We start from the raw sequence: 22,538 nt of genomic DNA, 5'->3' as shown, positions 1-22,538 counted from the left end.
CGGGCGTCTCCACGTACGTCCAGCGTCCGTCAGCCGTACATCCGCCGCATCGCGTAGTCGACCATCTGCTCCACGGCCTTCGCGTCGAAGACCATGCGGTGGTCGCCCTCCATGTCGAGCACGAAGCCGTAGCCCGTCGGCAGCAGGTCGATCACCTCGGCGCCGGTGATCACGAAGTACTTCGACTCCTTGCCCGCGTACCGCCGCAGCTCCTTGAGCGAGGTGAACATCGGGATCACCGGCTGCTGGGTGTTGTGCAGGGCCAGGAAGCCCGGGTTGTCGCCGCGCGGGCAGTAGACCTTCGAGGTCGCGAAGATCTGCTGGAAGTCCTCGGGGGCCAGGGTGCCGGTCGTGAAGGCGCGCACGGCGTCCGCGAGGGAGGGCGGCGAGGGCTCCGGGTACAGCGGGGGCTGCTGCTGGGCGTAACCACCCTGCATCCCGCCCTGCATTCCCCCTTGCATACCGGCCTGCATCCCGCCCTGCATCCCGGCCTGCGGCGGCGCGTACTGCCCCTGCTGGGGCGGGGGCGCGTACTGCTGCTGGGCACCCGGATTCTGGTCGTAGCCGTACATGCGGCCCAGACTATCGACCGGCGGGCCGCGGGGGCAGGCGCATGGGTGCCTCTCGCACGTCTCTTCGCACCGCACCCCCACTCTTGCTAGGTTCGCGGAAGCAATCCGGCCACCACGGGGGTGACAGATGGCGCTCAACGCCAAATGGCAGGAAATCATCGGAGAACAACCCGCGGCGATGAGCCTCGCGGGGCTGCCCGCCCCCGACGGGGGAGGCGGCGGCGACCTCAAGGCCGACGTCGGCCCCTGGCACAGCGCCGGGAACACCGCGGGCGAGCTGCGGACCTCCACCTCGACCTCGGTCACCGACCTGGACACGGCCAACGAGGGCGTCAGCGGCGCCACCGCCGGCTTCGACTCCTCCGCGGCGCTCACCGAGATCCTCGCCACCTGGAAGACCCGCGTCTCCGCCGTCCGCGACGAGTGCGGCCGGCTCGAAGGCGCCCTCAAGGCCGCCGGACGCGACTTCGGCGAGCGCGAGGAGGACACCCGGCAGAAGGTGGCCGCCGAGGGCGCCCGACAGTCCGGCTCCTCCGACCAGCCCGGCCAGAAGAAGGAGGGCTGATCCCGCATGCCCACCTGGCAGCAACTGCGCGACGTGAAGCTGAACGAGTACACCGACGCCGCCGACGGCTGGGGCAAGGTCAGCTCCCGCGCCAACGCGGACAAGGACCGCGTGGACAACGGCATGTTCGCCAAGATCCACGACACCCAGAAGGGCGAGGCGGCGACCAAGGCGGGCGGCGACGTCCAGCAGCTCTCCCGCAACTACCAGTACCTGCACACCGAGTGCGGCCTGATCCGTACGGCGCTCAACGGGCTCGCGGCCGAACTCGCCGCCCCGCAGAAGAAGCTGAAGCAGGCGCTCGAGGACGCGGAGAACCTGAAGTTCACCGTGAACGCCGACGGGACGGTGACCTACCCGACCCAGTCGTCCGTCCTCCTCCCCGGCGACAACACCGCGCACGACGGCGCCCCCTTCCCCTACCTCCCCGGCAAGGCCGAGGGCATCGGCAGCGCCGACGCCAACAAGGGCAAGGCCGAGGACATCGCCCAGCGCATAGGCGACGCCGTCCGGGAGGCCACCGAGATCGACGGCCGCTACGCCGGCGTCCTGCGCAAGCTCAAGGCCGAGCCCGGCCTCACCGTCAGCGACGAGACCCTCGCGGACGCCGCCAAGGACACCAAGGCGATGCAGGACGCCGCGGGCAAGTACGCCGACGACGACAAGATCCCCCACGGCAAGTCCCCCAAGGAGAACGCCGACTGGTGGAACGGCCTCACCCAGGAGCAGCGCGACGAGTACGCGACGCTCTACCCGGCCTCCGTCGGCGCCCTGGACGGCATACCCTCCGCCGTCCGCGACGACGCCAACCGGATGGTCCTCGCGGAGACCCGCGCCCAGACCCAGCTCGACCTCAACGCCATCCCGAAGCAGCCGCTGGAGTACATCCAGAACCCCAGCGGCCAGTACCCGGCGGTCATCAAGAACCCCGAGTGGCGCGAGTGGAACGACAAGTACGGCGACCGGAAGAAGGAGCTGGAGGCGGACCTGAAGGGCATGAACGCCATCCAGGACCGCTTCGACCGCAGCGGGAAGTCCGAGAAGCCCGGCGAGAAACCGCTGCCCGAGGCGTACCTCCTCGGCTTCGACACCCAGGGCAACGGGCACGCGATCGTCGCCAACGGGAATCCGGACACCGCCACGCACACCGCGATGTACGTCCCCGGCACCACGTCCAACCTGGAGGGCATCGGCGGCGACATCAAGCGCATGGAGACCCTCTGGCGGGCCAGCGACAACCTGGCCGGCGGGCAGAGCGTGTCCACGATCACCTGGCTCGGCTACGACGCCCCGCAGAACATCGTCAAGGACGCCCCCTTCAGCCACTACGCGGACGACGGCGCCCCCAAGCTGAACAACTTCGTGGACGGCCTGCGCGCCACCCACCAGGGCGACGCGACGCACCTGACGGTCACCGGCCACAGCTACGGCTCCACGGTCGTCGGCTCCGCCGCCCGCCAGGGGACGCTGCACGCCGACGACATCTTCGTGGCGGGCAGCCCCGGCATGCAGGTGGGCAGCGCCACCGACCTGGACGTGCCCAAGGGCCACGTCTACGCGGCGGAGGCGGACAGCGACCCGTACCTCAAGGGCCTGCACCTGCCCGGCCCGCTCGGCGAACTCACCGACGACAAGTACGGCGGCTTCAACATCCCCTTCGTCACCAGCGACCCGGTGCCGGACCTCGGCGGCTGGGGCCACGCGCCGAAGAAGGTCGACATCGACATCCTGCCCTCGTGGCTCGACGGCGACGGCATGAGCGTCGTGAAGCCCCTGACCCCCACCAACCCCGACTTCGGCGCGCACATCGTGGCGACGGACGGCTCCCGCGGCCACAGCGGCTACTGGGACAACGGCACCGAGAGCCTGAACAACCAGGCCCGTGTCGTCACCGGCCGGTACAAGGAAGTGACCACCCAGTGACCCTCCCCACCAGTCCCTCCCCGGCGCGCGGCGGCACGCTCGCCGCCGCGGCCGCCGTTCTCCTCCTCCTGACGGGATGCAGCACCATGAGCAACGACGGCCGCGGCGGCCTGCCCTACGAGCCGCAGCACAAGACGGTCGCCGAGGCCAAGGACCTGGTCCGCGTCCAGTCCAGCGCGATCTTCGACGCGGCCGGACTGCGCGAGGCGAACAACGGCGCCCCCGACGCCGCGCCCTGCGACGGCGTGGACCACGGCTTCCGGGTCCGCCACTTCTGGTCGATGTACGCGCCGACCGCCGACGCCCTGAAGCAGGCCATGGAGCGCCTGCACCGGGACCTGCCGGCCAAGGGCTGGAAGGTCCAGCGCTTCGAGCCGGCGAAGTCCGAGGCCGAACAGCTCCAGCTGGACGTCGAGCACGAGAAGGAGCACCACACGGCGACGATCGAGCTGCTGCTCCCCTCGACGTACAAGGACGCCTCGAAGTGGGAGAAGGCCTCCCGCGACAGCCTCTCGGTCTCGGTGACCTCGCCGTGCTACGTGGACCCCGCGTACGAGGTGGGTGACTGAGGGTTTACGAAGGAGCCACCGAGGGCGACTGAGGGGCGCGTCACAGACTTCTGTCCCGGATTGGGGTTGCCGTTATTACCGGTGGGTAGCATCATCGTAGTGAGCGTGAGCTACTCACCGGTAGTACGTCTACGAGGACATCCGCCTCCCCGAGCCTTTACGGAGCCGTCGCCATGGGGCACTACAAGTCGAATCTCCGCGACATCGAGTTCAACCTCTTCGAGGTGCTCGGCCGCGACAAGGTGTACGGCACCGGGCCGTTCGAGGAGATGGACGTCGAGACCGCCAAGAGCATCCTCGACGAGATCCGCCGCCTCGCCGAGAACGAGCTCGCGGAGTCCTTCGCCGACGCCGACCGCAACCCGCCGGTCTTCGACCCGGAGACCAACACCGCCCCGGTCCCGGCCACCTTCAAGAAGTCGTACAACGCCTTCATGGAGTCCGAGTACTGGCGCCTGGGCATCCCGGAGGAGATCGGCGGCACCGTCTCCCCCCGCTCCCTGATCTGGGCCTACGCGGAGCTGCTCCTCGGCTCGAACCCGGCCATCTGGATGTACTCCTCCGGCCCGGCCTTCGCCGGCATCCTCTACAACGAGGGCAACGAGGCGCAGAAGAAGGTCGCCCAGATCGCCGTCGAGAAGCGCTGGGGCTCCACCATGGTCCTCACCGAGCCCGACGCGGGCTCGGACGTCGGCGCCGGCCGCACCAAGGCCATCCAGCAGGAGGACGGCTCCTGGCACATCGAGGGCGTCAAGCGCTTCATCACCTCCGGTGAGCACGACATGGAGGAGAACATCCTCCACTACGTCCTCGCCCGCCCCGAGGGTGCGGGACCCGGCACCAAGGGCCTGAGCCTCTTCCTCGTCCCGAAGTACGAGTTCGACTGGGAGACCGGCGAGCTGGGCGCGCGCAACGGCGCCTACGCCACGAACGTCGAGCACAAGATGGGCCTCAAGGCCTCCAACACGTGCGAGATGACCTTCGGCGACCAGCACCCCGCCAAGGGCTGGCTGATCGGCGACAAGCACGACGGCATCCGCCAGATGTTCCTCATCATCGAGTTCGCCCGCATGATGGTCGGCACGAAGGCGATCTCCACCCTCTCCACGGGCTACCTCAACGCCCTGGAGTACGCCAAGGAGCGCGTCCAGGGCACCGACCTGGCCAACTTCATGGACAAGGCCGCGCCCAAGGTCACCATCACGCACCACCCCGACGTCCGCCGCTCGCTGATGACGCAGAAGGCGTACGCCGAGGGCATGCGCTCCCTCGTCCTCTACACGGCCTCCGTGCAGGACTCGATCGCGGTCAAGGAAGCGGCCGGCGAGGACGCGAAGGCCCTGCACGGCCTGAACGACCTGCTGCTCCCGATCGTGAAGGGCTACGGCTCCGAGAAGGGCTACGAGCAGCTCGCGCAGTCGCTCCAGACCTTCGGCGGCTCCGGCTTCCTGCAGGAGTACCCGATCGAGCAGTACATCCGCGACGCCAAGATCGACACCCTCTACGAGGGCACCACGGCCATCCAGGGCCAGGACTTCTTCTTCCGCAAGATCGTCCGCGACCAGGGCGCCGCCCTGAACGCGCTGTCCGAGGAGATCAAGAAGTTCCTCGCGGTCGGCACCGGCGGCGAGGAGCTGGCCGGCGCCCGCGACGCGCTCGCCAAGGCGGCCGTCGACCTGGAGGGCATCGTCGGCAAGATGATCACCGACCTCACCGCCACCGGCGAGGACGTCAAGAACATCTACAAGGTCGGCCTCAACACCACCCGCCTGCTGCTCGCCTCCGGCGACGTCGTCGTCGGCTACCTGCTCCTCAAGGGCGCGGCCGTCGCCGCCGAGAAGCTGGCCGAGGGCGCCACGGGCAAGGACGTCGCGTTCTACCAGGGCAAGATCGCGGCCGCGAAGTTCTTCGCCGCCAACATCCTGCCCGGCGTCTCCGCCGAGCGCGCCCTGGCCGAGGCCATCGACGGCTCGCTCATGGACCTGGACGAGGCCGCGTTCTAAGACGCGCCACGTCCTGAGAGAACGGCCCGTCCCCGGGGAGGGGGGCGGGCCGTTCCTGCTCTGCCACGACGGGGCGGCGGCGCGTACGGCCCGACCGGGGGGCGGGCCGTACGCACTGCCACGGCTCCTGGACGGAGGCCGTACGAACTGCCCGGACGGAGACGGGCGCTGTCCCCCCCTCTTTCCCGGGTCTCGTCTTCGAAATCCGGTCTCTGCGTAAGGTGACCCCATGAGCAGCGCAGCTTCCCGTCCCACCGCCGGCCCCTTCGACCGCGGCCACACCGACGACCTGATGGCCTTCCTGACGGCCTCCCCCTCGCCGTACCACGCGGTGGCGAGCGCGGCCTCACGCCTGGAGAAGGCCGGCTTCCGCCGCGTCGAGGAGACCGCGGCCTGGGACGGGACGAGCGGCGGGAAGTACGTGATCCGCGGCGGCGCGATCATCGCCTGGTACGTGCCGGAGGGCGCCGCCGCCCACACCCCGTACCGGATCGTCGGCGCCCACACCGACTCCCCCAACCTGCGCGTCAAGCCGCAGCCCGACATGGGCGCGCAGGGCTGGCGCCAGGTCGCCGTCGAGATCTACGGCGGGACCCTGCTCAACACCTGGCTCGACCGCGACCTCGGCCTCGCCGGCCGCCTCACCCTCCGCGACGGCAGCCACCACCTCGTCAACGTCGACCGGCCGCTGCTGCGCGTCCCGCAGCTCGCGATCCACCTCGACCGCCAGGTCAACGACGGCCTCAAGCTCGACCGCCAGCGCCACATGCAGCCCATCTGGGGCATCGGCCAGGTCCACGAGGGCGACCTGATCGAGTTCGTCGCCGCCGAGGCCGGCGTCGACGCCGAGGACGTCACCGGCTGGGACCTCATGGTGCACGCCGTCGACGCGCCCGCGTACCTCGGCCGCGACCGGGAACTCCTGGCCGGCCCCCGCATGGACAACCTGCTCTCCGTGCACGCCGCCACCGCCGCGCTCGCCTCCCTCGCGGGCCGCGACGACCTCCCGTACATCCCGGTCCTCGCCGCCTTCGACCACGAGGAGAACGGCTCCGAGGCCGACACCGGCGCCCAGGGACCCCTCCTCGGCAACGTCCTGGAGCGCTCGGTCTACGCCCGCGGAGGCTCCTACGAGGACCGGGCCCGCGCCTTCGCCGGCACCGTCTGCCTCTCCTCCGACACCGGCCACGCCGTCCACCCCAACTACGCCGACCGCCACGACCCGACGCACCACCCGCGCGTCAACGGCGGCCCCATCCTCAAGGTGAACGTCAACCAGCGGTACGCCACCGACGGCAGCGGCCGCGCGGTCTTCGCCGCCGCCTGCGAGAAGGCGGGGGTGCCCTGGCAGTCCTTCGTCTCCAGCAACGACATGCCCTGCGGCACCACGATCGGCCCGATCACGGCCGCCCGGCACGGCATCTCGACGGTCGACATCGGCGTCGCGATCCTCTCGATGCACAGCGCCCGCGAACTCTGCGGCGCGGACGACCCGTACCTCCTCGCGAACGCACTGGTGGCGTTCCTGGAGGGCTGAGCCTCCGCTTCACCGAAACATCCGCGAAAGGCCCCGCCGGGCAGGGTCGTCCTCATGCATCGTCATGAGGGCCCCTCGCGGGGCAGGTTCGCCGTCGCCGTCACCACCGCCGTCGTGCTCGCCACGGCGGCGGGTGGAGCGGTGATCGCGCGGTACGACGGAGAGCCCCCGTGGGGCACGGACATCGCCTACGAGGGCGGATACCTCCAGGCCGTCCGGATCGTGAAGTGGCGCCCCCTGCGCGAGGGCGAGTGCGCCGGCATGGAGCGTCAGGGGATGGGCGGCGAGCGGGCCGTGCACGATCCGGCGGCGTGGGTGGAGGGGTGCCTGGACGGGGCCGCGGGGCGCCCGTCCAGGAACCAGGGAACAGTCCGCTGACTGCCTGACTGTCTATCCCTCTATCCCTCTATCCCTCTACCCGTCCATACCGGCGAGGATCAGCGGCAGGCGGGCGACGCCGTCGGCCGTGACCTTCACCGGGACGCCCCAGTCCTGCTGGTGGACGTGGCAGGCCGGGTACTCGTTGGCGGGGTCGTCGTCGCAGGACGCGGCCATCGCGGAGACGTGCAGGACGCCCTCGGTGATCTCCGGGTCGAGGTCCAGCTCCCGGAAGAGATCAGTGCCGGTCCCCCCGCCGCCGAGCAGCAGCTCCGGCGGGGTGGAGGAGACGAGGAGGCGGGTCGAGGGACCGTACCGCTCGTCCAGCTTCTGCCCGGTCGGGGCCTGGAAGACGACGTCGAGCCGGAGCCGGCCGGGGGCGACCTCGGTGGCCTCGCGCTGGGTCCGGTAGGCGGCGGACTCGACCTGGACGGCCTCCTCGGGCAGCCGCAGCCGGGTCAGCCGGTGCCGGGCGGACTCGACGACCACGATGTCGCCGCCGACGAGGACCGCGTCGCTGGGCTCGCGCAGATCGGTGGCGAGGGTGGTGACCTCGCCGGTGGCGGGGTCGAAGCGGCGCAGGGCGTGGTTGTACGTGTCGGAGACGGCGACCGAGCCGTCGGGCAGGGCGGTCACGCCGAGCGGGTGCTGGAAGAGCGCCTGGTCGGCGGCGCCGTCGCGGTGCCCGAAGTCGAAGAGCCCGGTACCGACGGCGGTGTGGACGATGCCTTCGGTGTCGATGTACCGCAGGGCGCTGGTCTCGGAGTCGGCGATCCACAGCCGGTCCTCGGCGGCCGCGAGCCCGGACGGCTGCGCGAACCAGGCCTCGGCGGCGGGCCCGTCGACGAGCCCCTCGTTGGTGGTCCCGGCGGCGACCTCGACGGTCTGGGTGGCGGGGTCGTACGTCCAGATCTGGTGGACACCGGCCATGGCGATCCACACCTTGCCCTGCCACCAGGCGACGTCCCACGGCGAGGACAGGTCGACGTCGAGCGCCGGGCCGGAGGTCGGGGACCCCTGCCACCACTGCTTCCCGGTGCCGGCGACGAGCTCGATGGCCCCGGTCTCCGGGTCGTACGTGCGCAGGGCGTGGTTCACGGTGTCGGCGACGACGACCTTGCCGTCGGGGAGCAGGGCGAGCCCCTGTGGCTCCCGGAAGACCCCCTCACCGATCCGCCGCACCACGCTCTCCCCGTCCTCGGCGAGCTCGACGAGCTGGTGCCGGGTGGTGTCGGAGACGAGGAAGTTCCCGTTTCCGAGGGTGACGGCCTTCCCGGGAAAGCGCAGGTCGGTGGCGACGGGCTCGGGCGCCACGTACGGCCCGTCGCCGCGCCGCAGCGTCCCCTTGGCCTCGTGCTCGGCCTCCAGCTCCTCGACGAGCGTCCGGATCGCGTTGGCGTGCCCCTCACCGGCGTGCTGGGCGACGACGTACCCCTCGGGGTCGATCACGACGAGCGTCGGCCAGGCCCGCACGGCGTACTGCTTCCAGGTCGCGAGCTCCGGGTCGTCGAGCACGGGGTGATGCACCTCGTACCGCTCGACGGCATCGACGACGGCCTGATGCTCGGCCTCGTGCACGAACTTCGGCGAGTGCACCCCGACGATCACGAGCGTGTCGCGGTGCTTCTCCTCCAGGTCCCGCAGCTCGTCTAGGACGTGCAGGCAGTTCACGCAGCAAAATGTCCAAAAATCAACTACAACGCACTTGCCTCGGAGATCGGCGAGGCTGAGTTCCTTGCCTCCGGTGTTGAGCCAGCCGCCCTTGCCGATCAGCTCGGGGGCACGGACACGGGCACGGCGGCGGGGCGCGGGGGTGGGCGCCGGGGCGGCATCGTTCATGGTTCAAGCTTGCCATCCGCCCGTGAACGCGAGGTCACGCCGGTATGGAGCGCCTACCGTGCGGCGCCCGTGTCCACCGCCTTCGCCCAGCGGATCCGGATGCGCTGTTCCGGGACGATGCGCTGCCCTCGTGCTCCCTTGCTCACCTCGACCCGGTCGATCGCGAGCGACAACCGATCGCGCCGGTCTTCGTTCGTCGCGTTCTCCCACGCGTCACGCAGGGCGCCCGCGTCACACATCGGTGAAACGTCCACGGCGGGCATGGGGAGCCTGTGGAGACGGCTCCGAAGCTCCTCGACGTGCCCTCTCAAGTGCGCCGAAAGCCTGTTGTAGCGCTCGATGGCACCGGCGCCATCGAACTCCCCACGGACGTAGCGTGCGTCCTCCAGGTCTGCCAAACGGGCTTCCTGATCCTGGATCTCGGCAGTGAGCGCATCGCGCTTCGCGAAGGTCTCCGGGTCTGCGCGGTGGGCCCGACGGTCTGCGATGGTGACGAGCAGTGGATCACCGGAATCCAGCGCCGGAATCTTTGTGAGGAACTGTCTGGTCACGTAGGAGTCGACGGTCGCAGCCAGCGCCGACGCCCCGACGCACTGATTGCCCGCACGGCGCGCCATGCACTGATAGCTGCCACCGACACGGTGCATCCGACGACCACAGCCGGGAACCGCGCAGTGGATGAGCCCCGTGAGAAGTGCGGTCCCGTCAGAGTCCGCCCGCCGCTTCCCTGCGTGCACGAACGTTCTGGATTCCAGCGTGCGGATGATCTGCTCACGCTCACCGACGGTGATGATCCCTTCTCCGATCCCGACGGTGTCGAGGGTCTCGGGATCGCGGTAAGGAAAGACCCTCCCCGTGTACTTCCGCTCGCCGTCGCCCGTCTCCACCGTCTCGGTCTCAGGCATCAGACCGGCGAACGCCGGGGACCGCAGGAGCTGCATGATGCTGGCCGCGTTCCACTGCCCACCCCTGGGCGCCAGGATCTCGTACTCGTTGAGGAGTCGGGCGATCTTGACCAGCGACGTGCCGGCGAGTGCTTCATCCGCGATCAGACGGGCGTAGACGGCGTACTGCGGGTCGTGGACAAGCTTCTTGGTCTTGGGGTCGATGAGCAGCCCGTACGGTGGCTGTCCGCCGATCCACCGGCCCTTGCCGCGCAGGTAGCGCTTGGCATGACCGACACGCGTGCCGAGGTTCGTCGACTCGGACCTGGCGAGCTCGGCGAGCAGGGCGACGGCCTTGCTCGCCGAACGGTTCGACGTGTCGAGACCGTCCACGACCGATACGAGACGCCCGCCGGCCTTCTCGATGCCGTCCAGCACTTTGCCCACCTGGCCGATGCCCTTGCGGGACAGGCGGTCGAGTTTCCAGACGATCAGCGTGCCGACGACACCTGCGGTAACGGCCGCCAGCGCGGCCTCGAAGCCCTTGCGCTCCACGGTCTTGTAGCCGGAACGGCCTCTGTCCGTGTGGACCTTGCGGACGGTCAGTCCGTTGCGCTCGGCCCAGGCACGGCAGTCGGCCTCCTGGCGTTCGATCGCGGTCTTGCCGTCCCGGTCGAGGGACACGCGCAGGTACAGGTCGCAGATCGTCTCTTGATGCATGCGCCCAGCGTGGTGAAGGAATCGGCCCTCTGTCGTACTTCTTCCTGGAACAGGGGACAAAACCAGTTTTCCTGAGATATGGGGATGATGCCGTACGGGTGGAAAGTGGGGGCCGGGTGGGGGGCCGGGGCGTGTCCTGGGTGGGGGTGGGGCGGGGGCGGGCGGTGGCATGGGGCGCATGACGCGTGCGGGCAGATCATCGGACTATTACCTCCTCCGGGTGAGCGGTGGCCTGTTGATGGCGGTGCTGCTCCTGCTGCCCGGAGCCGTCGCCCAGGCCGGGGGAGCCGGAGACGGGGCGCTGCGGATGACCGTGACCGTGAACGGGCGCGCCAACAGTGCGGTGCGGCCGCCGGCGGTACGGGTCGGGGCTCAGGTCGTGAAGCGGTACCGGCTGGTCAACCGGGGTGAGGCCCACCTGTACGGGGTACGGGTCGTCGACCCCGGTGTGCCCGCCGGGGCCGTGCGGTGCCCTCGGCAGCCGCTCGCCGCGCTCGGCGAGGTCGAGTGCGTGGCCCGTTTCCGCGCGCTGCCCGGGGCGCACCTCGCCGCCGCGCGGACCCAGGGAGACATCCCCTCCCTCGGGCGGACCATCGGTGCCACCGCCCGCTCCGGGTACTCCGGTGTCGCCGGGGGCCTGACGCTCACCGAGCGCGTCTCCGTCGCGGGCGGGCGCGCCGTCATCACGTACGTCGTGAGCAATCCGGGCAACCTGGCCCTGCACGCCGTACGCGTCGCCGACACCGCCCTCCGGCTCGGGGCCGTGGACTGTGGCCGGGCCGGCATCGCCCTGCTCGTCCCCGGCGCCTCCGCCCGCTGCACGGCCACCGTCCGGCTCCCGCCGGGCGCCCACCGCAGCACCGGGCTCGCCACCGGCAGCGACCGGGTCCCGACCTATGACGCCGGGGGCGACCGCGTTCCCGCGCCCACGCTCACCGCGCGTTCCTCCGCCGTCTTCACTGTTGCTGCGCCCCGGGTGGCGGGGGCCGGTGGGGGGAGGGGTGGGAGTGCGGGGAGTGGGGGGAGTGGAGCGGTTGGGGCTTCGGTGGGGGCTGGGGCTGGGGCTTCCGTGGGGGCCGGTGGTGTGGCTGGGGTCCGTGGGGCGGTGGGGGCTGCTGGGGCAGTGGGGGCTGCCGGGGGTGCTGGGGCGGTAGGAGCCCCCGGGGCTTCCGGGGTCGCTGGGGCTGCTGCTGGGACCGGGGCCGCCGCCGGGACCGGCGGGACGTCCGCCGGGGCGTCCCCCGGGACCGCCCCGGGAGCTTCCGCCCCCTCAGGTCTCGCTCCCCCGGCCGCCCCCTCCTCCTCACCCCCCTCCCCACCCCGCTCCACCCCGAGGACCGCCCCTCCCGTCGGTCGTGAGACCGTTCCCGGGCCTCCCACCCCGCCCCGGCCCCAGACGCCGCGCTTCCAGGCCGTGCCCGACAACGAAGGGCTCTTCGGGCGGTTGCGGCGGCGGGCCCGGGAGGCTCATGAGTTCGGGGTCGTCGCGATGCTGCTGCTGCTTCTGATCCCGGCGGCCCTCGCGGCCGCCCTGCTCGGCAACCGGGGGAACTGACCGTGGGCCTGTCCGAAACGCTCCTCGTCGTCAGCTGCGTCTCGGTCGTCGCCGCCGTCGCCGTCTTCGCCAAGACCAGGCTGTTCCCGGTCGGCGAGGACGAGGAGTCGCGCGAGGACGTCGCCGAGTACATCGCCATGATGGTGTCGGTCCTCTACGCCATCGTGCTCGGCCTCTGCCTGGTCTCCGTCTGGGACACCCGCTCCTCCGCCGACGACAACGTGCAGGTCGAGGCGAGCGCCCTGCACCAGACGTACCTGCTCGCGGACGCCCTCCCCGCCGCGCACCGGCAGCCGCTGCGCGACGCGGCCGAGACGTACGCCCACCATGTCGTCGACGTCGAGTGGCCGCTGATGGCCGAACGCGAGCCGCTCGGCCCGTCCGGCTGGGCGCTGCTCGACCGGCTGCGGCGGGCCGGCGCGGCGACCGATGCCGACCGGGTGCCGGAGCAGATCGCGGCCCAGGAGATCCTGGCGCAGATCGGCTACGTCGACGACGCGCGGCGGGGCCGGGAGGCGGCGGCGCAGGAGCGGCTCTCCCCCGTGCTGTGGGCGGGCCTGCTGATCGGCGGTGCGCTGACGCTGGCGTTCATGTTCCTCTTCGGGATCAAGAGGAGTACGACCCATGTGGTGATGGTGATGGGGCTTTCCGGGTTCATCGCGTTCACCGTGCTGGTGATCCATCAGCTGGACGCGCCGTTCGGGGGGGTGTTCGGCGCGTCGCCGGACGCGTTCACCCGGTACTTCGGGTGAGAGGACGGACGGACGGGGAAGGCATACGGCGTGAAATATCTCGTACGGGACAAGATGTTCGCGATCGGCGACGACTACTGGATCGAGGACGAGCAGGGCCGCCACGCCTTCCTCGTCGACGGCAAGGCCCTGCGGCTGCGCGACACCCTGGAGCTGAAGGACCCCGACGGGCAGGTCCTCGTGACCCTGCGGCAGAAGATGTTCAGCCTCCGGGACGCGATGACGATCGAGCGGGACGAGCGGCCGCTCGCGACGGTGCGCCGCAAGCGGCTCTCGCTGCTGCGCAACCACTACCGGGTGACGCTCGTCGACGGCACCGGACTGGACGTCAGCGGCCGGATCCTGGACCGGGAGTTCATCGTCGAGTACGAGGGTGAGCTCCTGGCCCACATCTCCCGGCAGTGGTTCCACGTCCGTGAGACGTACGCGGTGAACGTGGTCCGCGAGGACGCGGACGCGGCGCTGCAGATCGCGGTCGCCGTGTGCGTCATCCGGATGACGGAGCGGGAGGAGTAGGAGTAGGAGTGGGGGGTCGAATCATCCTCGTCAGCGGCCGCTCCCGGACCTTGCGTCCCGCGCGTCACCACGCAACCATGCGATGCACCTGCAAAGGCACGAGCATTCGTTTCATGGGGGCGTTGGGCTATGGGCTTTGACGAGGAATGGGCCGGTATACGGACCTCCGCGCCTGAACAGGGCGCCGTCGGCATGCGGTTGAACCAGCTCGACGGCGGAGGCGGCGGAGGCCCGGCCCGACCGCCGCCGAGGCCAACCTGCTGAAGTCGCGCAGAACGACGGCCTCGCCAACGCCGCCAAGGCGGCGGGCTGGCTGCGCGGGGCGGGTGTCGTCGGCGGTGTGGCGGCCACCGCGTACGGCGTGGCCAACCTCGCCACGTACGACACGGACATGATCAAGGCGGATCCGGCGAAGTTCGCCACGGACCTCACCGGGACGGGCTTCAACGCCTCGCTGACGGCGCTGACCGTGGCCCCGAACCCGGTCACGCTCGGACTCGCCGTCGGCACCGGCGTCGCGTACACGGGCGCGATGATCTGGGACAACCATGAGGCGATCGGGAAGGGGCTGGAGGCCGCCGGGGACTGGGCCGGCGACACGGCGTCCGACATCGGGAACGGCCTCAAGGACGGCGCGAAGAAGCTCGGCAGCGCGCTGAATCCCTTCGACTGAGCCCTTCGGCTGAGCCCCTTCGACTGAGCCTTCGACCAGAAGTCGACCGAGCGGGAGTTTGAGAGAGATGCACATCCAGGTGACCCCCTTCGAGCTCCAGGCGTGGAAGGAGGGGAACCGGCACGACTACCGGGCCGGCTGGAAGGGGGTCTCGCCGGAGTTCGGCGAGATCACACTGACCTGCCCCCTCCCCCGTACCTCTCCGGAGTCGCTCGTCTCGGAGGTACGCGGCGGACGGCTGCCGACAGCCTCCTTCGAGGCGCGCGGGACGCACGTCGAGGGGATGAAGCTGCCCGGCCTGAACCGGTCCACCCTCCGGGTCGGCGACCGCGTCGTGTACGTGGAGCGGAACCGTTTCGGCGCCACCCTGGAGCAGCGCGCCCTGGCCCTGCGGTACGCGGGCGACCACTACCGGCTCACCGCCCTCGACAAGCACGGCTACGTCCTGACCCGCGCCGCCGACGACGAGGACCCCGGCGTCACGGTCACCGTCCGCGAGACCGGGCGCGGCAAGGGCCGTCGGCTCTCCGTGCGGGTCGACGGGCGCGCCGGGGGCGGGGACCTGTCCCTCACCCTGGTCTTCGCCGGCGTCGACCGCTCCACCCTGACGCAGCTCGGCGCGGTGAAGGCGGGCCTCTCTCGCGTGACCCACTTCTGGACCGAGTCCCGGTACTGACCACCTGATGAATGAGCGTGAGATGCCGTCCTTCGACGTGACCCGATCCCGCTTCCGGCTGAGCGACGACGACGTCTTCGTCCTCGCCCAGCCGGCGACCGGACAGCCGGTCCCGGCGGCCATGGAGCCGGCGGCGGCGCGGCTCCGGGACGCCGGTCTCGCCAACGGGGCGGGGGAGCTGTCCGCGCTGCTGCCGGACGCGGCGGAGCTCAGGACGGCCTGAACTGGTCGGTTCCCGGGCCGTCGTCCTTCGGGCCGTAGGGCGTGAAGTCGATGACGTCCAGGGGGTCCTCGTGGGGGCGTACGAGGCGGGGGAGGCCTTCCGTGCGGAGTTCGCCGCGCAGCCAGGCGAGGAGGGTCTCGGTGAGGGTGCCGGTGAGCGGCGGGCCCTGGTCGGCGTGGCGCGGGATGACGATCAGGGGCCAGTCGTCGGGGGTGTCGCCCTCGGTGAGCCAGCACAGCTGGTCGCCGTCGATGGAGTCGGCGAAGGGCAGGAAGCCGCCCGGTTCGGGCCAGACGGCCAGCGGGTGGTACTCGGGGTAGTCGGCGCGCAGGCCCCGGTAGGCGTCGCCGTACCACTCCTCCGTGCCCGCCAGGTCGTACCTCCCGGTGCCCAGCGGGGTGCTGAAGCGGAGCCACTGGCACCACTCGCCGCCGCCGTACGTCGCCATCAGGCGGACGTACTCGGTGGGGAGGCGGGTGCCGAGGCGCTCGTACAGCCACTCCCAGCTCCGCTCGCCGAGGTGGGGTGCGGCGGGCGGCGGGATCAGGGCGGCGAGGGTGGCGAGGCCGGTCCCGGCGGCGAGTGCGGCGCGCTGCTCGGGGGTCGGTTCGGGGCGCCGGGCCGGCGGGGTCCAGGGGGACAGTTCGCCGCCCGCACGGCCGCTGCGGGCGATGTGCGGGCGCAGGCCGTCGCCGACGAAACCGGCCAGGGTCGGCAGGAGGGTGGTGCCGGGGCGGAGCCAGGGGTCCTTGCCGGCGTTCGCGAGGTCCTGCACGTGGACGACGACGGGCCACTGGTCCGGGTCGTCGGAGGCGGTGGTGTCCCAGTTGAGGGTGTCGGCCATGCGGGTGGCGCCGAAGGGGAGGACGCCGGGGGCGTCCCGGCGGCCGTCCTCGACGAAGCGGCCGTAGTCGAAGAGGCGTGCGTCGCTCGTGAACGGGGTGTGCAGCCAGAGCCGTTCGCCGATGTCGAGCGGGCCGTAGGCGCCTGCCACGGCCTTGTAGTCGGCGGGCAGGCGCAGGCCGAGCCACTCCTCGACCGCGTCCCAGTCGACGGGCGTCGCGGGCCCCTCCGGCGGCGGCCCGAAGAGCTCGGCGAAGGCGGCGAGGGCGGTGGCCGCGGCGTCGACGGCCTTGACGTCAGCGGCCGCGGTGTCGGCGGCCGCCTCGCCCTGGCGGGACTTCAGGTCGTCCTCGCCCTGGCGGGACTTCAGGTGGTCCTCGCCCTCGTGGGGCATCAGGCCCGCCTCGGCGCCGCGATCCCCAGCACCCGGTCCTTGAGCGCCGGGAACTCCTCCCGGGTCGTGCGGACCTTCTCCGGGTCGAGGACGACCCGCAGGATCTCCTCGTCCGGGCCGGCCTCTGCGAGGGTCTCGCCCCAGGGGTCGACGACGATCGAGTGCCCGGCCTGCTCCACGCCCGCGTGGGTCCCGGCGGTGCCGCAGGCGAGGACGTACGCCTGGTTCTCGACGGCCCGGGCCCGCGCGAGGAGGGTCCAGTGGGCGCGGCGGCGCGCGGGCCAGCCGGCCGGGACGACGAAGGCCTGGGCGCCCGCGTCGACGAGGCCGCGGAAGAGCTCGGGGAAGCGCAGGTCGTAGCAGGTGCCGACGCCGACGGTGAGGTGCGGCAGGTCGACGGTGACGAGGTCCTCGCCGGCGGCCATGAGAACGGCCTCGCCCTTGTCGAAGCCGAAGCGGTGGATCTTCCGGTAGGAGGCGACGAGTTCGCCGTCGGGGGAGAGGACGAGCGAGGTGTTGTACAGGGCGCCGCCCTCCGCCTCGACGAAGGAGCCGGCGTGCAGCCAGACCCCGGCGTCGCGGGCGGCCGCGGCCATGGCGCGGTGGGTGGGGCCGTTCAGGGGTTCGGACTCGGAGGCGAAGAGGTCGGACGCGAAGGCGCCGACGGTCCACAGCTCCGGGAGGACGACGAGGTCCGCGTGGCCGGATTCCTCCCGTACGAGCTGCGCCGCTCGGGCGCGACGGGCTTCGACCGGTTCGTCCGGGTCTACCGCGATCTGGATCAGCGAGGCGCGCACACTACCACCGTCCTGGCATTCGAGCCGTCAACACCGGCCTACGATCGTCACACGAAAGCACTGCCGGGGTGCCTTCGGGCAGCGTAACTTAGCGTCCGAGCCTCCCATCCAGTCGTGTTTTCAGCCCGCGCACCGAAGAACCGCCGAGGGGTCCCGTGACCGTCCATCCCAGCCTCCAGAACTACGCCGACGCCTGGACCCACTCCATCGAGGCGATAGCCGAGCTGGTGCAGCCCCTCGTGGAAGGCGAATGGAACCGGCCGACGCCGTGCGTCGGCTGGTCGGTGCGGGACATCGTCTCCCATGTGATCGGCATGGAGACGGAGATGCTCGGCGACCCGCGGCCCATCCACTCCCTGCCGCGCGATCTGTACCACGTGCGCAGTGACTTCGCGCGCTACATGGAGGTCCAGGTCGATGTGCGCCGGCACCACACCTCCCCGGAGATGACCTCGGAGCTGGAGTACATCCTGATCCGGCGGGCCCGTCAGCTCCGCAACGAGAACCGCTCCCCCGAGCATCTGATCCGCGCTCCCCTCGGCGCCGAGCAGTCCCTCGAACTGGCCTACCGGGACCGTGCCTTCGACGTGTGGGTGCACGAGCAGGACCTGCGGGCGGCGCTCGGTGCGCCGGGGAACCTGGACTCGGCGGGTGCGCTGGTGGCGCGGGACGTGCTCCTGGAGGCGCTGCCGGACGTGGTCGCGAAGGACGCCGGGGCGCCCGCGTCCTCGGCGGTGGTGCTCGACGTGACGGGTCCGGTGGAGTTCCTGCGGACGGTACGGGTGGACGCGGAGGGCCGCGGTTCGATCGACGGGGCGCCGTCGCTCGGGCCCGCGGTGACGCTGACGACGGACTGGGAGACGTTCGTGCGTCTCGCCTGTGGCCGGGTCCGGCCGGCCGAGGTGGCCGACCGGGTCAAGACCGAGGGCGACGCGGAGCTGGCGGCGGCGATCCTGGACAACTTCGCGGTGACGCCGCGGTAGATCGCGGCGCTCTCTGTACGGGGCGCGGTGACGTCCCGACAGATCCCGGCGCTCTCTATACGGGTACGTGCACGGCCTCCACGCGGCTGGCGACGAGCCGTTCCCGTTCCCTGCGGTGGGTGCGGGCCTTGAGGCGCAGGATCTGGACGACGCCGAGGGCCTCCAGGACGAAGACCGACGAGAACGCGATGCGGTAGTCGTCGCCGGTCGCGTCGAGCAGCACGCCGACGGCGAGCAGCGTCGTCATCGAGGCGATGAATCCGCCCATGTTGACGATGCCGGAGGCGGTGCCCTGGCGCTCGGGCGGGTTGGCGGGGCGGGCGAAGTCGAAGCCGATCATCGAGGCGGGTCCGCAGGCGCCGAGGACCAGGCAGAGGGTGACGAGCAGCCACATCGGCGCGTGGTCGCCGGGGTACGCGAGGGTCGTCCCCCACAGCAGGGCGGTGGCCGCGACCGTACCGAGGACGAGCGGGGCGCGGGCCTCGTGGTGGCGGGCGACGATCTGCCCGTACGCGAGGCCGACGACCATGTTCGACAGGACGACCAGGGTGAGCAGCGTCCCGGCGGTGGACCGGGAGAGGCCCTGCGCCTGGACGAGGAACGGCATGCCCCAGAGCAGCAGGAACACCATGGCGGGGAACTGGGTGGTGAAGTGCACCCACATGCCGAGCCGGGTGCCGGGCTCGCGCCAGGACTCGGCGATCTGGCGGCGGACGAAGGCGGCGCCCGCGTGCCGGGCCGGCTCCGGCTCGTACCCCTCGGGGTGGTCCTTGAGGAAGAGCAGCAGCAGGACGAGGACGACGACGCCGGCGAGGGAGCTGCCGACGAAGGTGGTCGTCCAGCCGAGGCCGTGCAGGGCGCGGGCGATGAAGACGGTGGAGACGAGGTTGCCGGCCATGCCGAAGAAGGCGGCGACCTGGCCGATGAGCGGGCCGCGGCGGGCGGGGAACCAGCGGCTGCCGAGCCGCAGGACGCTGATGAAGGTCATGGCGTCGCCGCAGCCGAGGAGGGCGCGGGAGGCGAGCGCGGTGCCGTACGAGGGGGAGAGCGCGAAGCCCAGCTGGCCGAGGGTGAAGAGGACGACGCCGAGGGCCAGGACCTTCTTGGTGCCGAGGCGGTCGACCATGAGGCCGACGGGTATCTGCATGCCCGCGTAGACGAGCAGCTGGAGGATGGAGAAGGTGGAGAGCGCCGAGGCGTTGACGTCGAAGCGCTCGGCGGCGTCGAGTCCGGCGACGCCCAGGGACGTACGGAAGATGACGGCGACGAAGTAGACGGCGACGCCGACGCCCCAGACGAGGGCGGCGCGGCGGCCGCCGGGCGGATCGTCGGGGAGGCTGACCGGGCTCATCGGGCCTCACCCCGGACGAGGACCTTGACCCAGCTGAGGTGCTGGCGGACGCAGTGCGCGGCGCCTTCGACGTCGCCGGCCTTGATGCGGTCGAGGATCTCGGCGTGTTCGGCGATGTTCTTGGCGACGCGGTCGGGCTGGGACTGCATCACGGCGACGCCCATGCGCAGCTGGCGGTCGCGGAGCTGGTCGTAGAGGCGGGAGAGGATCTGGTTGCCGGCGTGCCGGACGATCTCGGCGTGGAAGCAGCGGTCGGTGACGGCGACCTCGGCGAGGTCGCCTGCTTCGGCGCGCCGCTTCTGCTCCTCCAGGAGTTCTTCGAGGCGGGCGACGAGCGCGGGGGGCGCGGGCACGGCGCGGTGGACGGCGAACTCCTCGACGAGCAGCCGGGTCTCGACGACGTCGGCGATCTCCTGCGCGGAGACGGCGAGGACGAGGGCGCCCTTCTTCGGGTAGAGCTTGAGCAGCCCTTCCATCTCCAGCTTGAGCAGCGCCTCGCGGACGGGCGTCCTGGACACCCCGACGGCCTGGGCGAGTTCGCCCTCGGTGAGGAGGGTGCCTCCCTCGTAACGCCGGTCGAGTACGGCCTGCTTGACGTGCATGTAGACACGGTCGGCGGCGGGGGGCTGCTTGGTGGGCAGGGTGGCGGGGCCGGCTGGCGCTGATGGCATGCGCACAGCATAGATACGAGAGGGGTGCAACAGGCAGCCCCGTCCACGATGTGGAAGGGGCTGCGGGTTTCAGACGCGGGCGTCCTCGACGATCTCGCGTATCGCCCGCACCGAGGACCGTCGCTGCGGCAGGGGCGCCACCTGCTCGACGACCGCGCCGAGCCACCGCGGATCGCCCAGCCGGTGCAGTTGTTTCGCCTGGGAGACCGCCCGGATGAGCTCCTCCACCAGGTAGACGTGCGCACCCGTGTAGGCGCGCTGGTGGTGGCTGTAGCGCGCGAACCAGTCCTCGTACGGATGCCGCACGAGGGCGTGCACGGAACAGGCGTCGCGACCCATGTCGATGGCGTTCGACTGGGAGGCCCATGCGAGCGCCGTCCCGCCGCGCGTGGCCATCCAGGCCCGGTAGGTCGTGCGGATGCCCAGCTCCATGACCCGGGACCAGGGCACGACCTCGAGCGGCTCGGCCACGCCGTTCGCGCAATGCTCCAGACCCGGCTCCGTCAGGACCAGGCACATGCCTCCCTGACGCTTGGGATCACCGATCACCCACCGGTCCCCTACCAGCTCCAGAGGCCCCAGAAACTCCGTCACGATCCCCCCTCGCTCGTGGTGTCCGGTACAAGGGAACACCCGGCCGGGAGTGATGTCATCCCCGGCCGGGTGTTTCACGTGAAACAGCGCAACTCGGACGTCACGCCCAGGTGATGAGCCTCTTCGGGTTCTCCAGGATCGCGGCGACGTCCGCGAGGAACTTGGAGCCGAGCTCGCCGTCGACCAGGCGGTGGTCGAAGGAGAGGGCCAGCGTGGTGACCTGGCGCGGCTTCACCTTGCCCTTGTGGACCCACGGCTGGAGCTTGATCGCACCGACCGCGAGGATCGCGGACTCGCCCGGGTTGAGGATCGGCGTACCGGTGTCGACGCCGAAGACGCCGACGTTGGTGATGGTGAAGGTGCCGCCCTGCATCGCCGCCGGGGTCGTCTTGCCCTCGCGGGCGGTGGCGACGAGCTCGCTCAGGGACTTCGAGAGCTCGGGCAGCGTCTGGGCGTGCGCGTCCTTGATGTTCGGCACGATCAGACCGCGCGGGGTGGCCGCGGCGATGCCCAGGTTCACGAAGTGCTTGAGGACGATCTCCTGCGCCGCCTCGTCCCAGGCCGCGTTGATGTCCGGGTTGCGCTTGGCCGCGACCAGGACGGCCTTGGCGATGAGGAGGAGCGGGTTGACCCGCAGGCCCGCCATGTCCTTGTCGGACTTGAGCTCCTCGACCAGCTTCATCGTGCGCGTGATGTCGAAGGTCACGAACTCGGTGACGTGCGGGGCGGTGAAGGCCGACCCGACCATCGCCGCCGCCGTGGCCTTCCGTACGCCCTTGATGGGGATACGGGTCTCCCGGGCGTCCGACGCCACGGCGGGCGCCTGGGCCGCCACCGGGGCGGGCGCGGCGGCCGGGGCCGGAGCGGCCACGGGCGCCGGGGCCTCGACGGCCGGAGCCGCCGCCGCGTGGACGTCCTCGCGGGTGATGATCCCGTCCGGGCCGGTCGGGGTGACCGTCGCCAGGTCGACACCGAGGTCCTTGGCCAGCTTGCGCACCGGCGGCTTGGCCAGCGGGCGGCCGGCCTCGGGACCGTGGCCGTTCAGCTGCTCCGGGACCACCGGGGCCGCCGGGGCCGCCGGTACGGAGACCGGCTCGGCCGCCGTCGTCTTGCGGGCGCGCCGCTTGGTGGAGGACGCGGCCACGCCGTAGCCGACGAGGACCGGCTGGCGGCCCTCCGGCTCGGCCTCGGCGGCCGGGGCGGGGGCCGTCTCCTGCGCGGGGGCGGCAGCCACGGCCGGGGCGGCCGGCGCCTCGGGCTCGGCACCGCCGCCGACGTTCACCGAGATGATGACCTGGCCGACGTCGACCGTGGTGCCCTCGGGGAAGAGAAGCTCGTGGACCGTCCCGTCGAAGGGGATCGGAAGCTCGACGGCGGCCTTGGCCGTCTCGACCTCGATCACGACCTGCCCGTCGGTGACGGTGTCACCGGGCTGGACGTACCACTTGAGGATCTCGGCCTCGGTGAGGCCCTCGCCCACGTCGGGCATCTTGAATTCGCGGATCGTCATCGTGCTCTCC

General features: G+C 71.3%; 22 protein-coding genes. 13 read left to right on the top strand and 9 right to left on the bottom strand.

Going from position 1 to position 22,538, the window contains the following annotated elements; all coding sequences use genetic code 11:
* Positions 1-29: 29 nt before the first annotated feature.
* Positions 30-572, bottom strand: a complete 543-nt coding sequence (locus tag ACZ7HT_RS08405; RefSeq protein ID WP_471161540.1) for an SseB family protein — start codon at positions 570-572, stop codon at positions 30-32.
* Between the two features lie 127 nt (positions 573-699).
* Between ACZ7HT_RS08405 and ACZ7HT_RS08400 the strand changes: the two genes are divergently transcribed.
* From ACZ7HT_RS08400 to ACZ7HT_RS08375, 6 genes are all read left to right on the top strand, one after another.
* Positions 700-1,137 carry a hypothetical protein gene (locus ACZ7HT_RS08400; RefSeq protein ID WP_471161538.1) on the top strand — a complete coding sequence of 146 codons (438 nt, stop codon included), beginning with the start codon at positions 700-702 and terminating at the stop codon, positions 1,135-1,137.
* A 6-nt stretch (positions 1,138-1,143) separates the two neighbouring features.
* Entirely contained in the window at positions 1,144-3,060 is a 1,917-nt protein-coding gene (locus ACZ7HT_RS08395; protein WP_471161536.1) for an alpha/beta hydrolase, read from the top strand.
* Entirely contained in the window at positions 3,057-3,629 is a 573-nt protein-coding gene (locus ACZ7HT_RS08390) for a hypothetical protein (RefSeq protein ID WP_471161534.1), read from the top strand. Before ACZ7HT_RS08395 ends, ACZ7HT_RS08390 begins: the two co-directional genes overlap by 4 nt.
* A 173-nt stretch (positions 3,630-3,802) precedes the next feature.
* The gene (locus tag ACZ7HT_RS08385) at positions 3,803-5,632 is read left to right on the top strand and encodes an acyl-CoA dehydrogenase (RefSeq protein WP_471161531.1); all 1,830 of its coding nucleotides are present in this window, start codon (positions 3,803-3,805) and stop codon (positions 5,630-5,632) included.
* Between the two features lie 229 nt (positions 5,633-5,861).
* A complete protein-coding gene (locus tag ACZ7HT_RS08380; protein WP_471161528.1) occupies positions 5,862-7,169 on the top strand; it encodes a M18 family aminopeptidase in 1,308 nt (435 codons plus the stop codon).
* 54 nt (positions 7,170-7,223) lie between these two features.
* Entirely contained in the window at positions 7,224-7,547 is a 324-nt protein-coding gene (locus ACZ7HT_RS08375; RefSeq protein WP_471161526.1) for a hypothetical protein, read from the top strand.
* A gap of 36 nt (positions 7,548-7,583) precedes the next feature.
* On the opposite strand, the gene ACZ7HT_RS08370 is transcribed toward ACZ7HT_RS08375, so the two are convergent.
* Both ACZ7HT_RS08370 and ACZ7HT_RS08365 read right to left on the bottom strand, forming a co-directional pair.
* Positions 7,584-9,386 (bottom strand): NHL domain-containing thioredoxin family protein, encoded by a 1,803-nt coding sequence (locus ACZ7HT_RS08370; protein ID WP_471161524.1) that lies wholly within the window; start codon positions 9,384-9,386, stop codon positions 7,584-7,586.
* A gap of 53 nt (positions 9,387-9,439) precedes the next feature.
* Positions 9,440-10,990, bottom strand: a complete 1,551-nt coding sequence (locus ACZ7HT_RS08365; protein WP_471161521.1) for a recombinase family protein — start codon at positions 10,988-10,990, stop codon at positions 9,440-9,442.
* 220 nt (positions 10,991-11,210) lie between these two features.
* Between ACZ7HT_RS08365 and ACZ7HT_RS08360 the strand changes: the two genes are divergently transcribed.
* The 6 genes from ACZ7HT_RS08360 to ACZ7HT_RS08335 all read left to right on the top strand — a co-directional run bounded on the left by ACZ7HT_RS08360 (position 11,211) and on the right by ACZ7HT_RS08335 (position 15,385).
* A complete protein-coding gene (locus ACZ7HT_RS08360) occupies positions 11,211-12,545 on the top strand; it encodes a hypothetical protein (protein ID WP_471161519.1) in 1,335 nt (444 codons plus the stop codon).
* Between the two features lie 2 nt (positions 12,546-12,547).
* Positions 12,548-13,297 carry a bestrophin-like domain gene (locus tag ACZ7HT_RS08355; RefSeq protein ID WP_471161516.1) on the top strand — a complete coding sequence of 250 codons (750 nt, stop codon included), beginning with the start codon at positions 12,548-12,550 and terminating at the stop codon, positions 13,295-13,297.
* 30 nt (positions 13,298-13,327) lie between these two features.
* On the top strand, positions 13,328-13,813 hold the full coding sequence (locus tag ACZ7HT_RS08350) for an LURP-one-related/scramblase family protein (protein WP_471161513.1): 486 nt from the start codon (positions 13,328-13,330) through the stop codon (positions 13,811-13,813).
* 340 nt (positions 13,814-14,153) lie between these two features.
* Positions 14,154-14,486: a hypothetical protein gene (locus ACZ7HT_RS08345; RefSeq protein ID WP_471161510.1), complete on the top strand. Its 333-nt coding sequence runs from the start codon at positions 14,154-14,156 to the stop codon at positions 14,484-14,486.
* A 67-nt stretch (positions 14,487-14,553) separates the two neighbouring features.
* Entirely contained in the window at positions 14,554-15,162 is a 609-nt protein-coding gene (locus ACZ7HT_RS08340) for a hypothetical protein (protein ID WP_471161507.1), read from the top strand.
* Between the two features lie 7 nt (positions 15,163-15,169).
* Positions 15,170-15,385, top strand: a complete 216-nt coding sequence (locus tag ACZ7HT_RS08335) for a hypothetical protein (protein WP_471161504.1) — start codon at positions 15,170-15,172, stop codon at positions 15,383-15,385.
* On the opposite strand, the gene ACZ7HT_RS08330 is transcribed toward ACZ7HT_RS08335, so the two are convergent.
* Together ACZ7HT_RS08330 and ACZ7HT_RS08325 are read right to left on the bottom strand one after the other, a co-directional pair.
* Positions 15,372-16,622: an SMI1/KNR4 family protein gene (locus ACZ7HT_RS08330; protein ID WP_471161502.1), complete on the bottom strand. Its 1,251-nt coding sequence runs from the start codon at positions 16,620-16,622 to the stop codon at positions 15,372-15,374. The two genes, ACZ7HT_RS08335 and ACZ7HT_RS08330, sit on opposite strands and share 14 nt — an antisense overlap.
* Entirely contained in the window at positions 16,622-17,419 is a 798-nt protein-coding gene (locus tag ACZ7HT_RS08325; RefSeq protein ID WP_471161499.1) for a carbon-nitrogen family hydrolase, read from the bottom strand. The genes ACZ7HT_RS08330 and ACZ7HT_RS08325 overlap by 1 nt, the downstream gene beginning before the upstream one ends.
* A 155-nt stretch (positions 17,420-17,574) precedes the next feature.
* Here ACZ7HT_RS08325 and ACZ7HT_RS08320 point away from each other — a divergent pair, with 155 nt between their 5' ends.
* Entirely contained in the window at positions 17,575-18,402 is an 828-nt protein-coding gene (locus ACZ7HT_RS08320) for a maleylpyruvate isomerase family mycothiol-dependent enzyme (RefSeq protein ID WP_471161496.1), read from the top strand.
* A gap of 55 nt (positions 18,403-18,457) precedes the next feature.
* Here ACZ7HT_RS08320 and ACZ7HT_RS08315 read toward each other — a convergent pair whose 3' ends face one another.
* The 4 genes from ACZ7HT_RS08315 to ACZ7HT_RS08300 form a co-directional block, all read right to left on the bottom strand.
* The gene (locus ACZ7HT_RS08315; protein ID WP_471161493.1) at positions 18,458-19,753 is read right to left on the bottom strand and encodes an MFS transporter; all 1,296 of its coding nucleotides are present in this window, start codon (positions 19,751-19,753) and stop codon (positions 18,458-18,460) included.
* Positions 19,750-20,424 (bottom strand): GntR family transcriptional regulator, encoded by a 675-nt coding sequence (locus ACZ7HT_RS08310; protein ID WP_471161490.1) that lies wholly within the window; start codon positions 20,422-20,424, stop codon positions 19,750-19,752. The genes ACZ7HT_RS08315 and ACZ7HT_RS08310 overlap by 4 nt, the downstream gene beginning before the upstream one ends.
* 69 nt (positions 20,425-20,493) lie before the next feature.
* Positions 20,494-21,018, bottom strand: coding sequence for a hypothetical protein (locus ACZ7HT_RS08305; RefSeq protein ID WP_471161487.1), 525 nt, complete (start codon positions 21,016-21,018; stop codon positions 20,494-20,496).
* A 100-nt stretch (positions 21,019-21,118) separates the two neighbouring features.
* Entirely contained in the window at positions 21,119-22,528 is a 1,410-nt protein-coding gene (locus ACZ7HT_RS08300; RefSeq protein WP_471161484.1) for a dihydrolipoamide acetyltransferase family protein, read from the bottom strand.
* Positions 22,529-22,538 lie beyond the last annotated feature (10 nt).

This window comes from Streptomyces sp. NPDC037410 (assembly GCF_055602235.1).
Note: the sequence above shows the minus strand (reverse complement) of the source record. Positions and strands in the feature narration are given on the sequence as shown.

Coding starts and splice junctions, on each gene's coding strand:
- ACZ7HT_RS08370 (WP_471161524.1), bottom strand. CDS start 9,386: ATGAACGATGCCGCCCCGGCGCCCACCCCCGCGCCCCGCCGCCGTGCC.
- ACZ7HT_RS08300 (WP_471161484.1), bottom strand. CDS start 22,528: ATGACGATCCGCGAATTCAAGATGCCCGACGTGGGCGAGGGCCTCACC.
- ACZ7HT_RS08365 (WP_471161521.1), bottom strand. CDS start 10,990: ATGCATCAAGAGACGATCTGCGACCTGTACCTGCGCGTGTCCCTCGAC.
- ACZ7HT_RS08315 (WP_471161493.1), bottom strand. CDS start 19,753: ATGAGCCCGGTCAGCCTCCCCGACGATCCGCCCGGCGGCCGCCGCGCC.
- ACZ7HT_RS08385 (WP_471161531.1), top strand. CDS start 3,803: ATGGGGCACTACAAGTCGAATCTCCGCGACATCGAGTTCAACCTCTTC.
- ACZ7HT_RS08335 (WP_471161504.1), top strand. CDS start 15,170: ATGAATGAGCGTGAGATGCCGTCCTTCGACGTGACCCGATCCCGCTTC.
- ACZ7HT_RS08400 (WP_471161538.1), top strand. CDS start 700: ATGGCGCTCAACGCCAAATGGCAGGAAATCATCGGAGAACAACCCGCG.
- ACZ7HT_RS08375 (WP_471161526.1), top strand. CDS start 7,224: ATGCATCGTCATGAGGGCCCCTCGCGGGGCAGGTTCGCCGTCGCCGTC.
- ACZ7HT_RS08330 (WP_471161502.1), bottom strand. CDS start 16,622: ATGCCCCACGAGGGCGAGGACCACCTGAAGTCCCGCCAGGGCGAGGAC.
- ACZ7HT_RS08340 (WP_471161507.1), top strand. CDS start 14,554: ATGCACATCCAGGTGACCCCCTTCGAGCTCCAGGCGTGGAAGGAGGGG.
- ACZ7HT_RS08310 (WP_471161490.1), bottom strand. CDS start 20,424: ATGCCATCAGCGCCAGCCGGCCCCGCCACCCTGCCCACCAAGCAGCCC.
- ACZ7HT_RS08395 (WP_471161536.1), top strand. CDS start 1,144: ATGCCCACCTGGCAGCAACTGCGCGACGTGAAGCTGAACGAGTACACC.
- ACZ7HT_RS08380 (WP_471161528.1), top strand. CDS start 5,862: ATGAGCAGCGCAGCTTCCCGTCCCACCGCCGGCCCCTTCGACCGCGGC.
- ACZ7HT_RS08405 (WP_471161540.1), bottom strand. CDS start 572: ATGTACGGCTACGACCAGAATCCGGGTGCCCAGCAGCAGTACGCGCCC.